Genomic DNA, 15,664 nt, shown 5'->3' on the forward strand with positions numbered 1-15,664 from the left:
GCTCGCCTTCCCCGCCGCCGCCGATGAAGGCAATATCCCGGTGGCCAAGGTCCAGCAGATGAGTAAGCGCCTGACCGACAGCCTGACGGAAATGCGTACGCACGGAGTCGTACTCCAGGCGTTCCTCGTACTGGTCAACCAGCACGGTCGTGCTTTTGTCGGCATGCAGCCTCTCGAATTCCTTAGGGTCGAAGCCGCCTACGACGATAAGTCCATCATCGGCCCGGAGCGGGGGCAGCGGGTTACGTCCGCGCAGCGTCTGGCCGAGAACAATCCCGAGCTCCTCGCAGCGCAGCTCAACCCCGCGGCGGATTGAGCCGTAATACGGATCATCCCGTTCTTCTTCCGCCGAGCACCAGAGCAGAAGCGTAATGGCCTTGCTGCTCAGCTCGGTCTCCCGCTTCAGCTGCCTTAACCGGGAGGGCTTGTAGCCAAGCTGCTCTGCAACCGCAAATACCCGGCTCCGCGTGTCGTCACTGACAGCCAGGGACAGGTCATTATTTAGCACTCTCGATACGGTGGCGGCGGATACGCCGGCCTCACGGGCGATGTCTTTAATCGTTGCCAAGCTGCTTCACGCCTTTTTAGTTAATATATTTACTAAAACTTCGCTTTTATCCTACCACCTGCGTACTTTTCTTTCAAGTGGCTTTTTAGAGGCGCTTACATTGTGGAAGGCAGGGATAGGACCATACCCCGGCTGTGGCCGTGTCATGCCCGTAGTTTCTGCTTAGAAGGAGGAAAAGTTGCGGCATACGCCAAATTATCCCGCAAAGTGGAGAACCGTATATTTATTAATTACTCAGGTACATACCTGAGACCCCGAAGCATATAATTTCTTTCAAAAAGAAGGTGCACGAGCACCGTATAACGGCGGCTTGGAACACCTTCTTATTCACGCAGGTCCGTAATCGGCACATAGTGGGGGAGACTAATACATGTAATCCCTCGTTGAGCACTTTAAAGTAACATTGTGCCACACAGCCGCATCGCTGCGGACTGGAGAGCCGTTATTTGCCTGAATATCACCATTTGGCGGGCTACACGGACTCAGAAGCGCTTAACTAACCTGTTTCGCATCATTTTGAGCTCATACAAGCAATATAACGTCTCCTGTGTCCGCAAGAGGAAGAAAAGTTGGTTTTCCCGGCAAATAACGTCTTCTCGGTCCGCAAGCACCCTCCGCCTGCGCTCCGCCAGTGCCCCAGCTGAAGCTAAGCGCAGAAATCATCAATAATCTCCACGACTTCGATCTTTTCGTTGATCAGAAGCTCAGGTAATTAAATTCTTATCTATAAAAAAAGGCGTCACAGCCAGCCATCCGGCTGTCCGTAACGCCACTCAACGCCGCGCAACTACCCCTCAATGACTCCGCACATCCTCCGTACCTGATTCGATCTGCTGCATGTAATCCCGGGGGGAGAGTCCGGTGACCTTCTTGAATACCTTGCTGAAGTAAAAGGCGCTCTCGTAGCCGAGCTTCTGCGAGATCTCGTAGATCCGGCCTTCTCCGCGGACCATCATTTCCTTGGCGGCAGTGATTTTGATCTCTGTGATATACTCTACATAGTTCACCTTGGCGACCTTGGAGAACAGATGACTCAGATAGTTGGGACTGAAATTGAACACATCCGCTACCTGATTGAGCGAGAGCTTGCTGCCGAGATTTCTTTTGATATATTCCTGGACATTCTTCACGACCTGCTCTTTATAGCTCTGTCTGCGGGTGGAAAGAATGTTCGAGCATCCGTCCCGGAACTGGATCAGCCAGCCGGCGATTTCTTCTATAGTATGCATCTGATAAATGGCCCGGTAGCCCTCCGGCTCATTCTCAAATATCTGCTCCACAATGTTCTCCCCGTCCGCAAGCAGGGAAGTGGCCATATACAGGATATTGCAGGCGGCATCGGTAGCGGGGACCAGCAGGTCGGACCGGCCGTCGAAGATTTCGATCATTCTGGAGATAATGGTGTACAAGGCCCGGGTATCCATCTCTTCAAAAGCCCGGCGGATCTCCGAACGTGATTCGGAGAAATCGAACAGCAGATGCTCCTGCGCCAGTGCCTCGCCCTCTGTGAAGAAGACGAAGGAGCGCTCTTTAACCGCAGCCGGCAGCGCCTTCCGGGCGGCAAGATAGCTCTCCCGCAGCAGATAAGGATCTTCGACGGCGAAGCCGATGGCCCCGATGATCGTCACATTGAAGTAGTTGTGCAGCACAGAGGCCATGTCCCCAAGCAGCTTCTGGATGTCAGGCATCCAGAGCCGCGGATCGGTGCCCGGGACCGGCAGAGCCACGGCGAAATTGCGCAGATCCAGACTGGTTACATAACACGGGCTGACGGAAGAGAGCGTATCCTTAGCCATCTGTACGGTGCTGGAGCATAAGGCGACCAGCTTATCCCCGCGCGGCGGAACCGTATCCGGACCCAGAATGCGGCAGGTGCAGACGAGATAGGCAGCCCCTGGCAAATCCAGGTCCAGATCCTCTTTCTGCAAAAGATACTGGTTCTTGTTCTCGAACAGGTTATTGAACAGGCGGATGAAGAATTTATCGCGCTGGGCCTGGATATTCCCGCGGTGGACCAGCTTCGGGTAGCTCTCCATCGCCTGGTAAGTCTCAAGTATGCCAATCGCTCTGCGGATGGATTCGGACAGCGCCTCCGGGGTCAGCTCCAGCTTGACCAGATAATCCGTGGCCTGCACTTCAATCGCGCCGCGGGCGTATTGGAATTCTTCATAGCTAGTCAGCATAATGAAGAGCGGCAGCCGGCCGTACTTTTTGCGTACCGAGCCGGCCACCTCAAGACCGCTTTTAATCGGCATTTTGATATCGCTGATTACGATGTCCGGACGGAGAGTGTCAATCATCTCTTCTTCCTGTGCGCCGTTGTGGGCAATGCCGACAATCTCAATATTGAACTGGTCCCATTTCAGCATGGACTGCAGGCCGATACAGACCAGGGCTTCATCATCTGCGATTAATAATTTGATCAAGTTCATCACATCCTTGCTAAGTTTGCTATGTTGTGGGGTGATTATTGCTACTCTCTCTGCAGGAAGGGCAGGAGCAGCTTCATGATGGTATATTGTCCAAGTTCACTCTCAATAGATAAGCCGTAATTCCCGCCAAAAGCCAGCTGCAGGCGTTCATTCACGCTGCGCAGTCCGACATTCTCCAGCATTCCCTTGGATTCGTCCTCAGGAACGGATAGAATTGTGGAGATTTGCTCTTCTTTCATGCCGACACCATTGTCTTCGATCGTGACCAGGATATCGGCGAATCCGCTTTTGGAGACCGTGATGACAATATCGCCTCGGCCCTTGGGCTCAATGCCATGGAAGATCGCGTTCTCCACCAGCGGCTGAAGCGTGAAGCGCGGAATCAGGCCGGTGAGCAGCTCTTCATTCTCAATTTCTTTGACCATGGTGACCGTGCTGCCATAGCGGTATTTCTGAATCAGGAAATAGTCATCCAGCAGGCTTAGCTCATCCTTCAGCGGCATCAGCCGCCGGTTGTCCTTGGCGATACTGCGGAGGAGTCTGGACAAGGAGGTCGTCATCTCCGCAATGCCTGTAGCATTCTGGATCGTGGCCATCCATTTGATCGAATTCAGTGTATTGTAGAGGAAATGCGGATTGATCTGGCTCTGCAGCATCCGGTATTCCAGCTCCTGCTTCTGCTTCTCGTCCGCGAGCCGGCTGTCCATGAGGGCCACGATATCCTGAGACAGGCGGTTAATGCCGCGTCCGACGTCGCCAAGCTCGCTTTTCCATTCAATATTGCGGTCTATCAGGAAATTACCCTGGGCAATCTTATCGATGCGCTTCTTGAGCTTCTCCACCGGAAGACTGATGGTACGGGTCAAATACAGCGTAATGATAGCGCTTAAGACAATAACCAGCAGGACAACACCAAGCATCACCAGAATCCATATGTTTGCCTTGGGCGCAAACTGGTCGTTCGATAAAGTCTGGGACAGTATGACTCCGCTGCGTACGGGATAAGATACCACAATATGGCTTTCTTTATCATCCGTAAGCTTCACCATGGATAGCTCGGTCTGCGGGCCGACAGGCTTGTCATTGGTATAGGCCACCGGTTCATAAGGTTCAGTAATGGCAGTGACCTGATCGCCGGTAAGCTGATAATGATGAGTGCCGAGCGTGAGCAGCAGCCGGGAATTCTTCGGCAGGGAGTATCCCTTCAGCTTGTCGGTGATAACAGAGGTATTGGCTAACATATATACCGTTCCAACCCGTATAGCCCCTTTGCCGTAGATAGGAAACACAAACGGGATTCCATTCGTGTTGGAGAGCGGGTCCTTGATGACCTGATCCCATTGCTCCTCGGCATCTGCATTAAGGCCGGCGATATGGCCGATATTGTGTATGGTAAGCGGAACGGAGGTGCCTGTGTTATCCACCTGCAGGAACTTTCCGTTGTTATCCGTAACAATCAGGCGGCGGGCATAGCTGTTCGAGCGGTTATTCAGGAATTCCTGCTGCATCGAGTTGAAGACATTAACAGCTTCCTTGGAGCTGGGGTTCTTGGACGCGAAATAATTCGTGATCAGGCTATTGGTGGACGAGTTGGTGCTGCAGGTCATGGCTAAGGCCGACAGATTAATCAGATCCTGTTCAATAATATGGGAAACCAGCTGCAGATTGAACTCGGTCGCCTGAATGGTTGTTTTACGCTGATAATAAGTAATCAATTCATAGCTGAAAAAAGACAGCAGCGACGCGATCAGCAGTGCGAAGACGGCCATGAGCAGAATAATGCGGCTTTTAATAGTAGATTTTCTTACCGTCGTGAACACTCCTTTGTACATTGTGAAAACATATTAAGCGTTTTCATCTACCTTATCATATTCCTGCGTTTCAATACAGGGCAAGGAGTATGAGCTGAGAATTTTACATGTTTCGGATAGGATATTACAGGTTTGGGCCGGACGAGGGGGAGAAGAGCACAGAAAAGTGAATGATCTGTGTTTGATATTGCATCCCAATCCCGCCTGAAAAGGCTTACACTTTGAACTAAGGCCGGGTGAGCCGGTCGCCGCTAGAACAATAGAAGGAAAAGGGGATATTTAAATGAACTTAAAAAGATTCTATGGCATGACCCTTGCCACAGCGCTCTCCGTGAGCATGCTGGCCGGATGTTCCGGGAACAACACCAATAATGAAGCTGCTGCAACAACCGCGCCTGCGGCGGGTAACGCTGCAAACGCTTCAGCTGAACCGAGCCAGGAGCCTGTGACTTTGAAATGGGCGCTGTGGGACTGGGAAGCAACCGCTTACTACAAACCGCTGATCGATGCTTATAAAGCTGCACATCCGAATGTAACGATTGAATATGTAGACCTTGGCTCCACGGACTATATGACCATGCTGAGCACACAGCTCTCCGGCGGTGCAGACCTGGACGTTCTTACCATTAAAGATATCCCCGGCTATTCGAACCTGGTAAAGCAGAATCATCTGGAGCCGCTGAAGAGCTACATGAGCACAAATTCCATTGATCCTTCCGTATACGGCGGTACTGTAGAGCAGATTGAAGTGGGCGGCGAGGTGTATGCGCTTCCTTTCCGCAGTGACTTCTGGGTAGTTTATTACAACAAGGCTTTGTTCGACAAAGCAGGCGTGGAATACCCGAGCAACGATATGACCTTCGACCAATATGATGAGCTGGCCCGCAAAATGACCTCCGGCAGCGGTTCCGAAAAAGTATACGGTGCCCACTACCACACTTGGCGGAGCGCGGTTCAACTGTTCGGTATTCTTGACGGCAAGAACACAGTGGTCGGCGGCAACTATGACTTCCTGAAGCCTACCTATGAGCGGATTCTGAAAGAGCAGGAAGACGGCATCGTGATGGATTACGCTACATTGAAGACTTCCAGCACGCATTATTCCGGCGTATTCTACAACAACTCCGTTGCCATGATGAACATGGGCAGCTGGTTCATTGCTACCCAGATCGAGAAAGTGAAGAGCGGCGAATCACAATCAACAGAATGGGGCATTGTGAAATACCCTCATCCTGACGGTGTGGAAGCCGGTACAACTCTGGGTACGATTACTTCCCTGGCTGTAAACCAGAAATCCAAGCACAAAGAAGCCGCATTGGAGTTCATGAACTTCGTAACTGGTGAAGAAGGCGCGAAGGTTATTGCTTCTACCGGAACCATTCCGGCCATCAAGAACGATGAAGTTATCAATTCCATTACTTCCATCGACGGTTTCCCTGCAGACGAGAACAGTAAGGCTGCACTAAATACTGTTCAGACTTATCTGGAAATGCCTATACATGAAAAGAGTGCAGACATCGAGGTTATCCTGAATGAAGCACACGATAACATCATGACGAAGAACGCTTCAATTGATGAAGGCCTGAAGGATATGAACAAACGTGTAGGAGAGCTCTTGAACAATTAACCGTTCTGAGTAGGGCGGTGGATATAAGGGCGGGCGAAGGCCCGCCTTTTATAAAATATAAGAATCTATCTGCTTCGCATAATAGATTTGGGGAAGCTTTAGAAGGTTTGGAGGAGAAACAATGCAGAACGAAACCATATTGCATACAAATAAGAGCCCAAAAAGACGTATGTCAAGAGGGGTTAAAGATAACCTGATTGCCTACAGCTTCATTGCGCCGAACTTTATCGGATTTGCCCTGTTTACACTGGTACCCATGATATTTGCCTTTGTCCTTGCGTTTGTGAAATGGGACGGGGCCAATCCGATGAAGTTCATCGGGCTGGACAATTTCACCCGGCTGCTCAAAGATTCAACCTTCCACAAAGCCTTGTGGAACACCATTGTCTACACCATCGGAGTCGTACCGCTGACCATGATTGTGGCGCTGGCGCTGGCCATTCTGCTGAACCAGAAGATTATGGGCCGTAATTTCATGAGAACCGTGTTCTTCTTCCCTTATGTAGCATCTCTGGTAGCCGTTGCGGCTGTATGGAACTTCATCTTCAGTCCTACCATGGGTCCGATCAACAACATTCTGCATACCATTACCGGTATCCCGCTGGAGGATCTTCCCCGCTGGGCGGCAGATAAGCAGTGGGCCATGTTTACCGTAGTTCTTTTCACGGTGTGGAAAAATATGGGTTATTACATGGTCATCTATCTGGCAGGACTCCAGGGAATTAACCCTGAGCTGTACGAGGCTGCTGAGCTGGACGGCGCAGGCCCGTGGAGAAGATTCCGCAATGTCACCGTGCCACAGCTGGCACCTACAACCTTCTTTGTTCTGATGATTCTGGTCATTAACTCGTTCAAGGTCTACGATATCTTTATCAACCTATTTGCCGGCGCCGATAACCAGCTCAACGACTCTACGAGGGTTATGGTCTATCAAATCTACAATACGGCATTCCGTTCACTTGATTACGGATATGCCAGCGCAATGGCGATTGTACTCTTTCTGCTGGTACTTGGCATCACCATCGTCCAGTTCCGCGGCGAGAAGAAATACGGACAATAGGAGGATTCAAAAGATATGGTTGGAAAAAGTAAAGGACTTAGAATCAGCCTTATGGTTCTTGTGTATATTTTGTTGTTTGCGACCGTGCTGGCGATGCTGGTTCCGTATATATGGATGCTGTCCTCCTCGCTCAAGCTTAACAAGGATGTCTTCTCCTTCCCGATGCAGTGGATTCCGGCGAATCCCCGCTGGGAGAACTTCACGGATATCTGGACGCGGATTCCGCTCGGACGGTTTATTTTTAACACTGCGAAATTATCGATTATCGTAACGATTCTGCAATTGCTGACTTCAAGCTTTGCGGCCTATGCGTTCTCGAAGCTGCATTTCCGGGGCAAGAACTTTATCTTCCTGGGATATATCGCAACGATTGCGATCCCTTGGCAGGCCTACATGGTACCGCAGTTCATCCTGATGCGTTACATGGGACTGAACAATACCCACCTGGCGATCATTCTGCTGCAGGCGTTCTCGGCATTCGGTGTGTTCATGATGCGCCAGTTCTATCAGGGAGTACCTGATGAATTGTGTGAAGCAGCCCGGATCGACGGGCTTAGTGAATATGGCATCTGGGCAAGAATCATGCTGCCGCTGTCCAAGCCGGCGTTGTCCACACTCACCATCTTCACCTTCGTTGCCACCTGGAATGACTTCCTGGGGCCGATGATTTATCTGACAGATACGAAGCTTAAGACCATTCAGATCGGTCTGCGGATGTTCATCTCGCAATATTCTGCGGAGTACGGGCTGATCATGGCAGCAAGCGTAGTTTCTATCATTCCGGTAGTCATTGTATTCCTGGCCCTGCAGAAGTACTTTGTGCAAGGTGTTGCAGCATCGGGGATTAAAGGCTAGAACAAGTAACGCGCCTGGCAGTTGCATCTTTTCGTGGCTGCCGGGTTTTTTATAACCAATCATGGAGGTAAGGCCAAGGTCTGTCCAAGAAATTATTCTTCTAACAACGCAATGGATACGCTTACTTATTTGAACAAGAGGAGATGAATGAATGAACAGCACAACCCGTGTCAAGAAAAGGCTATTCTCAGTGTTGATGTCAGGAGCACTTGTAGCCGGAATGTTTCCGGCACTAGGTATGCCGGCCGCATCTGCTGCCACTGTAAATACGGTCTATGCAGCGGCCTATATGGGGGCAAAGACAACGGCAGGTACGACTCTGCCGGCAAGCGTAGATGTTGGCGGCCAGAGTGCACTTGTGAACTGGAGCATTGGCGAAGACACCTTTGATGTGCCGTATGACACCGTAACCGTGAACGGAACCGCGAACGGCGGGCCGGTGGTGGCGAATGTGGAAGTGATTCCGCCGGCTGATAGTCCGCTCGTCTACTTCGTGGACAGCCACCTTTGATGTGCCGTATGACACCGTAACCGTGAACGGAACCGCGAACGGCGGGCCGGTGGTGGCGAATGTGGAAGTGATTCCGCCGGCTGATAGTCCGCTCGTCTACTTCGTGGACAGCGGCAGAGGCGGCGATTCCTTGGGGAATCCTCCTGGAGCCTCGCCCCTGTACGAAGCGGTCAAAATATTATCCGGCGGTAGCCTGCTTAACGGGTTACCGGATCAGAAGTATGTCAGCGGAACGACAGACTGGGGCTTCGATGATACCGGCAATAAGGTAAAGAACTCTAAAGACGGAGGACTAGCCGATCCGGCCACCGAACCGTCCATATGGAAGGTAGGCCTGCGGGCAGATCCGTCCGGCAATCATATCGATTATAAATTGAAAGCGCTTCAACCCGGTGCTTATACGCTCAGCAGTGGCTTCTATGACTGGTACGGCAGCCGCGACCGGGGAATACAGCCCCGGCTGGAGTATAAGAACAGCGCCGGAGAAGCCCGCACGATCCCGTTTACACAGTTCAATACCCAAACAACGCAGCTTATTTCCGGTGAATTCACCATTCCCGGAGATATTGATGTCAGCAGTCCTATGACCTTGACCTATGCTTCAGTATCCGGGGAGAAGCCGATCCTGAGCTGGTTCGCTGTTGCCGAAGGTGCGATCAAGCAAGAGCTTGATGATGCCCGGCAGACCGCAGCCTCTACGGTCAAAGTTCTGCTCGACGGCAACGATATTATGGAAGACAATGTTAACGGCCTGACGTTCAAAGGCTTCGGCGTGCTGAGCGGCAACAGTACCAGCGCCCTGCTGATGGACTATAAGTCTGAGCAGCCAGAGGCTTATGCGCAGCTGCTGCAGGTCCTGTTCGGCGGCGACCGTCCGCTGATCGACCATGTCAAGATTGAAATGGGGAATGACCGCAACAACTCTACAGGTCCCGATCCTTCGACGATGCGTACGGAGAATGAAAAGGCCAATGTTACCCGGCATCCCGGCTTCCAGCTTGCGGCTGATGCCAAGGCCATTAATCCTGCGGTTAAGGTAAGCTTCCTGCGCTGGAACGCTCCGGCCTGGGCGAATAACAACGACAAAATATATACCTGGTATAAAAACACGATTCTGGCCGCTTACCGTGAATACGGTTATATGGTGGATTACGTCAATCCTGATGTCAATGAGCATGCATCAGATTTGAACTGGATCAAGCAATACAGCGCCAAGGTTAAAGCGGATACTGAAGGCTTCGAGAGCACTGAGGAGGAGGCGCTGTATCACAACATCAAGCTGATTATTTCCGACGAGGTCGGAATCGGCACCTTCGGCGATGCTATGGTGAGCGATCTTTCGCTGCGGGAGGCGGTAACGGCCGCCGGATATCATTACAATACTGATGATGACAGCAAAGGCAACTTCAAACGGCTTGCCGAAGAATTCGACAAGGAAATCTGGAACAGTGAGGCGCAGGCGACCTTCAGCAACTCGGCCTTCCGCCCGAACAACAATATGAAGGACCCGTCGGCGGCCGGAACGGGCATCGGAGGCACCGGCGGTCCGCTGGAGATGGGTAATACCATCATTAAGGGCTTCGTGAATTCCCGCCGGACACACTTCATCTACCAGCCGGCGATCGGCTCTTTCTATGAAGGCGGACAGTATTCCTTCAAGGAGCTGGTCAGCGCGCGGGACCCGTGGTCGGGCTTCATACACTATGACGCAGGGCTGGTTATTCTCCAGCATTTCAACGGGTTTGCCAAGACGGGCTGGGAGAATGGGGATAATACAGCAGGAATCTGGAGAGCGGTTCCCAAGGCCAGCTACACCGGAGCATCCGGCACGAACCCGGTCAGCGGACGGAACGGGACTCCGAGCTACATGACACTTGCTGCTCCGGGCAAGCAGGATTTCTCGACAGTCATCATCAATGACAGCGAGTATGAGAAGATCTACAAGCTTCAGGCAGTGAACATGGGCTATACAGGAAACCCCTCCCTGGAAGTATGGGAGACCCGTGCAGCTGATGAGGGTCAGGCTTTTAACAGCAATTATATGAAATATCTAGGCGATGCGGCTGCAGACGGCAGCGGTGTATACACGGTGAGAGTGAAGCCGTTCTCGATTGTAACTGTAAGCACACTGGATAATCACGCTACAGCAGAGTCGCCGGCACCGCTTCCGGTTGAGGGAGAACGTACGGTGCTTGATACCGATGCAACAGGTTCCGTACAGAATACGGAAGACGGAATTCTGTATGCGGATGACTTCAATTACGGCAGCAAAACCGTTCCCGTCATCGGCAAAGACGGAGTGATTGCCGGCGAGCAGAGCTATGTCAGCTCCCGTGGCGGTGAGCAGAGCGTCATTCCGCGTTATACCCAGGACCTTAACGGAGCCTTCGAGGGGTATCGTATCGGTGATACGGAGAATTATGTCCTGCGCCAGCAGCTGGACCAGATTACAACAGGAGTTGGCGGTGCCTGGAACGGCGGAGACCCGGTCACAGCAATCGGTGATAACCGCTGGACCAACTATAAGGTCAGTGCCGATGTGTCTTTTGAACAGAACAGCACTTACAGCGGCAACAATTACGCGGCAGTCGGAGCCCGCTATCAGGGCGGGTCACAGACGCTAAGCGGAACGCCATATGCACTGAAGTTCTGGTTCGACGGCGGCTGGCAGCTGCTCTCCAGCGGCACAGTTGTCGCCAGCGGCAATGCCGCTACAGGCACCGGCGGTGTGAAGCTTGAGGGTTTTGATACCGCACATGACGCATGGCATAACATTGCTCTTCAGGTTGCAGGTGATAGAATCACTGCCTATCTGGATAATGTTGAGCTTAAAACCTATACCGACCCGAATCCGAAGCTGTCAGGACGCGTACAGCTGGCCAGCGGCTTCTATCATGTCCGCTTCGACAATCTGAAGGTGGAGAAGGTAGACGGTTATACTCCTTATTATTCAGAGCTGCTGGATAATCTGGAGATGCACGATCTGGCTGCGGTTCCGCAATCCAAGCTGGTTTACGAGGGGGCGTGGGCCCATGAGAATGGCAAAGGGATGTATGTGTACCAGCGTTCCCTTTCGACCAGTCAGGCTGCGGGTGCGGTGCTGAAATACACATTTACCGGCACCGGACTCGATATTCTGGGCCAGAACGACGGCTCAGCCAAGCTGGAAGTGAGCGTGGACGGCCGGACTGCAGTGCTCTCGGGCGCTGCTGCGGCATCGAAGGAGCTGTACCAGGCCTTCATGCTGCGCGGGCTGGAGTACGGGGAGCACACGGTCCAGATCAAGGTGCTGAGCGGGACACTAGCAGTGGATTCCGTGGGAATTATCTCCGGCGGAGCTGCAGGAAACGTGAACACTGCTGCGCTTCAGCAGGCGGTGAAGGACGCGCAGGAAATCACCCGGCAGGATGAATTCCCGGAGAGTGACTGGAATTTGTTCTCAGGTGTGCTAGGTGCAGCTGAGGCAGCATTAAATAATCCTGCCGGATACAGATTGGATCAGGAAGGGGCTGCGCAGCTGGAAGCGCGCTTGACATCTGCCTATATCGGCCTGGTTGTAGGCGATGTGAGAGAACTTGCCGCTCCTCAGGATACGGCTACTTATGCCGGGAAGAAGCCTAACCTGCCGGCCAAGCTGGAAGCATCGCGCGCTGACGGCTCCAAGGTGCTGGTGGCTGTGAAATGGAATGTAGACACAGTCAGCTTCGACACTCCATATGAACGGGTAGCTGTAACCGGTACTTTTGGAAATTTGAAGACAACAGCGTATGTGGAAGTGGTACCTGCTGGCCTCGTATATTTCCTGGACCCTGGTGTCTCCGCTGACGGGGTAACACCGCCATTTACAACCATCAAGAATTTCGTCGGCGACAGCCTGCTGAATGACAAGGCGGATCAGTTGTCGACAGGGGATACGGTCTGGGGTCATACCAACATCACGGCTAACTACAGTCCAAAGGGACTTGGCGGAGCAGTAGTTGCTACAGATAAAGCCCAGACTGGAGTATACAGCTCGAATACGAAGAATACACCTTTGATTTACAAGCTGCCTTTAAGCGCAGGGAAATATACGATTACGTCCTATCATATGGACTGGTGGAATAACAGCAGCCGTACGATGGATGTTACACTGAGTTATGCTGATGCAGAAGGAAAAGCCGTATCTGAAAAGGTTCGTACCGGCCTGGTTGCAGGTCCTGCGGGTACCACAGTCAATCATGACTTCACGCTGCCGGTGAACGGTACCGTGACCTATTCAGTGTACAATACGTTCAGTCAGGCTGCGGTAATCAGCTATGTAGCTGTAGCCAGAGACAAGGTCAGCGTTGCCAATGAGCAGGCTGTCCATGAGGCGAAGAGCATCATTGAAGGCGCGGCCTACAATGTGAAGAAGGAGACAGCGAATAGTGAGGAGGCTGTCCGGACCTGGCTGCAGCAGACCATCGGCGGTTTGCCCGGCTTCAGTGAAACCGGGGTTACCATGGGTGACATCACCTTGTCGCCTTTCCAGCAAGCAACAGACGACAAGGATGGCAGCTTCACCTTCTCGGTTACGCTGAGCAAGGGAGAGGCGAAGGCGGATAGCTCGGCCAGCGGAGCAATTACGCTGCCGGTACCGGATACGGTTCTTCCGGTGATTACCCTGAATGGCGAGGCGACAGTTAATCTGCCGGTTGGCTCGGAATATACGGATGCCGGTGCAACGGCTATTGATGATCAGGACGGCGATATAACTGGCCATATCGTTACAACAGTTACCAGTGAAGTATACGGCCTGACAGAGCTGGATACGGCGGTAGAGGATATCTATACCTTCCATTATAATGTCAGCGATACCGCAGGGAATGCAGCGGAGGAAGTAACAAGAACCGTAGTGGTTGCCATTGATCCGGATGTAACGAAGCCGGTGATTACCCTGCTTGGTGAAGCATCCGTTCAACTGGAGAATGGCGCAAGCTATACCGATGCCGGAGCTACTGCGGCAGATGACCGCGACGGCGACATTACGGAGCGCATAGTGGCGGCGATTACAAAGGATGGGGAGTCAGTATTGACGCTGGATACATCGGCTGCAGGCACCTATTTGTACCACTATAATGTGACGGATACAGCGGGCAACGCCGCTGCCCAAGTGACCCGAACGGTGACTGTAGACGAAGCAGAACAGCCGCCGGTGACACCTACACCTACGCCGACGCCGGAACCGGAGCCGACAACAGCTCCAACCGCAACACCGGCCCCTACGAATGCGCCAGTGTCTACGGTAGCACCAACACCAGCGGCTACGCCGTCACCGGCGCCGCAGCCGCAGACCGAGAAGGTTCTTGCCCCTGGTGATTTCGCGGCTCCGGCTGGCGGGACAATTACGGTTCAGCTCAGTGATGCTACAGAATCTGTGCTGCTTCCGGCTGGATTATCGGGAATTACAGGAGAGAATACCCTGCGTCTCGCCTGGAGTACGGTTGCGGTCGACCTGACTCCGGAAGTGCTGAAGAGCATTCAGGAGAAGGTTGCTGGTGCCGGAGGACAACCGGAGGGGGCGAGAATTAAGCTTTCAGCCGTGAAGACAGCAAAAGCTGCTGCGCAGCAGCTGATAAACAATCCGGCTGTCAACGGTTCCGTTCAGCTATCGGCAGCAAGTGATGTAATCAGCTTCAGCCTGGAGGTACTTGCTGCGGACGGCACGGCCGTGCCGGTAACCGCTTTTGACAAGCCGCTGACTCTTACATTCACTGTAGATCCTAATGCTAACCGCAGCTTGCTCGGCGTCTACTATATTGCTGCCAGCGGTGCCCTTGAATACATGGGCGGAACACTGACAGACGGTAAATTCACCGCCGAAATCAATCATTTCAGCCAGTATGCAGTGCTGGAGTATGACAAGAGCTTCTCGGATGTCAGCAACAGCAACTGGGCGGCCGGTGTCATTAAGTCCATGGCTGCGAAGCATATTATCGAGGGCATTTCGGCTACAGAATTCAATCCGCAAGGGGAAGTAACCAGGGCGCAATTCGCCGCTATGATTACACGTGCGCTTGGCCTTAAGGCGGGAAGTACACCGGCATTTGCTGATGTGGATTCCAAGTCCTGGTATGCCGGAGCTATTGCGGCTGTAAATGAAGCGGGGATCGTACTCGGACGCAGCAAGGATGCCTTCGCTCCGAATGAGCATATTACCCGTGAGGAAATGGCGGTCATGATCGTCCGCGCTTATGAGTACTTGCAGGGAAGCCAGGCAAGCCAGGCAAGCCAGGATATGGCTGCAGGAGCGTTCAGTGATTACTCCCAGATTCATGAATGGGCGAAGAACGCAGCCGGCATCGCCGGACAGGCGGGGCTGATCAAGGGCCGCGGCAATCAGCAATTCGCGCCGCAGGAGAGCATGACCCGCGCCGAGAGTGCGCAAGTCATCGCTAATCTGCTGGGGCATTTGTAAGAGGTACTGAAGGAACCTGGCAGCTGCGCGCTGGGACATTTGTAAGAGGTACTCAAAGAACCTGGCAGCTGCGCGTAGCGGGCTGTCGGGTTTTTTATACGGATGTCAGGGAGGAATTAAGGAAATTAAGGAATTAAGAAATTAAGAAAATTAAGGGAATGTGGATATACGGAAATTAAGGCTATGATGAAATTCGGCCTCAATTTCTAGACACCCGTAGGATTAGAGGGATAAATCCATCAGATTCGGCCTGGTTGGCCGGAAATGACAGTACACTTGCAAGAAACCTAACATTAGATCAAAGGAAGATATCAGAGGGTGAACAGACTCGATTTTATCTAAAAAAGGCCGCACGAAATCTACA

The 15,664-nt window shown here is 52.5% G+C and carries 8 protein-coding genes; 5 read left to right on the plus strand and 3 right to left on the minus strand.

The window, feature by feature from the left end:
- The 3 genes from QW71_RS35085 to QW71_RS35095 form a co-directional block, all read right to left on the minus strand.
- The coding region (locus QW71_RS35085) for a LacI family DNA-binding transcriptional regulator (RefSeq protein WP_039310365.1) at window positions 1–568 on the minus strand (568 nt) is incomplete at its 3' end.
- A gap of 794 nt (window positions 569–1,362) precedes the next feature.
- Window positions 1,363–2,994 carry a helix-turn-helix domain-containing protein gene (locus tag QW71_RS35090; protein ID WP_039310367.1) on the minus strand — a complete coding sequence of 544 codons (1,632 nt, stop codon included), beginning with the start codon at window positions 2,992–2,994 and terminating at the stop codon, window positions 1,363–1,365.
- A 47-nt stretch (window positions 2,995–3,041) separates the two neighbouring features.
- Entirely contained in the window at window positions 3,042–4,832 is a 1,791-nt protein-coding gene (locus tag QW71_RS35095; RefSeq protein ID WP_039310368.1) for a sensor histidine kinase, read from the minus strand.
- 262 nt (window positions 4,833–5,094) lie between these two features.
- Here QW71_RS35095 and QW71_RS35100 point away from each other — a divergent pair, with 262 nt between their 5' ends.
- The 5 genes from QW71_RS35100 to QW71_RS40285 all read left to right on the plus strand — a co-directional run bounded on the left by QW71_RS35100 (window position 5,095) and on the right by QW71_RS40285 (window position 15,300).
- Complete coding sequence (locus QW71_RS35100; protein ID WP_039310369.1) at window positions 5,095–6,438, plus strand: sugar ABC transporter substrate-binding protein; 1,344 nt, start codon at window positions 5,095–5,097, stop codon at window positions 6,436–6,438.
- A 169-nt stretch (window positions 6,439–6,607) separates the two neighbouring features.
- A complete protein-coding gene (locus QW71_RS35105; RefSeq protein WP_231575186.1) occupies window positions 6,608–7,498 on the plus strand; it encodes a carbohydrate ABC transporter permease in 891 nt (296 codons plus the stop codon).
- 15 nt (window positions 7,499–7,513) lie between these two features.
- Window positions 7,514–8,353 carry a carbohydrate ABC transporter permease gene (locus QW71_RS35110; RefSeq protein ID WP_081970085.1) on the plus strand — a complete coding sequence of 280 codons (840 nt, stop codon included), beginning with the start codon at window positions 7,514–7,516 and terminating at the stop codon, window positions 8,351–8,353.
- A gap of 151 nt (window positions 8,354–8,504) precedes the next feature.
- Complete coding sequence (locus QW71_RS35115) at window positions 8,505–8,864, plus strand: hypothetical protein (RefSeq protein ID WP_039310371.1); 360 nt, start codon at window positions 8,505–8,507, stop codon at window positions 8,862–8,864.
- A gap of 1 nt (window position 8,865) precedes the next feature.
- On the plus strand, window positions 8,866–15,300 hold the full coding sequence (locus QW71_RS40285) for an S-layer homology domain-containing protein (RefSeq protein ID WP_152679941.1): 6,435 nt from the start codon (window positions 8,866–8,868) through the stop codon (window positions 15,298–15,300).
- Window positions 15,301–15,664 lie beyond the last annotated feature (364 nt).

It is taken from the genome of Paenibacillus sp. IHB B 3415, assembly GCF_000802655.2.
Taxonomy (GTDB): Bacteria; Bacillota; Bacilli; order Paenibacillales; family Paenibacillaceae; genus Paenibacillus_AQ; species Paenibacillus_AQ phytohabitans.

Coding starts and splice junctions, on each gene's coding strand:
- QW71_RS35095 (WP_039310368.1), bottom strand. CDS start 4,832: ATGTACAAAGGAGTGTTCACGACGGTAAGAAAATCTACTATTAAAAGC.
- QW71_RS35100 (WP_039310369.1), top strand. CDS start 5,095: ATGAACTTAAAAAGATTCTATGGCATGACCCTTGCCACAGCGCTCTCC.
- QW71_RS35105 (WP_231575186.1), top strand. CDS start 6,608: ATGTCAAGAGGGGTTAAAGATAACCTGATTGCCTACAGCTTCATTGCG.
- QW71_RS35110 (WP_081970085.1), top strand. CDS start 7,514: ATGGTTGGAAAAAGTAAAGGACTTAGAATCAGCCTTATGGTTCTTGTG.
- QW71_RS35115 (WP_039310371.1), top strand. CDS start 8,505: ATGAACAGCACAACCCGTGTCAAGAAAAGGCTATTCTCAGTGTTGATG.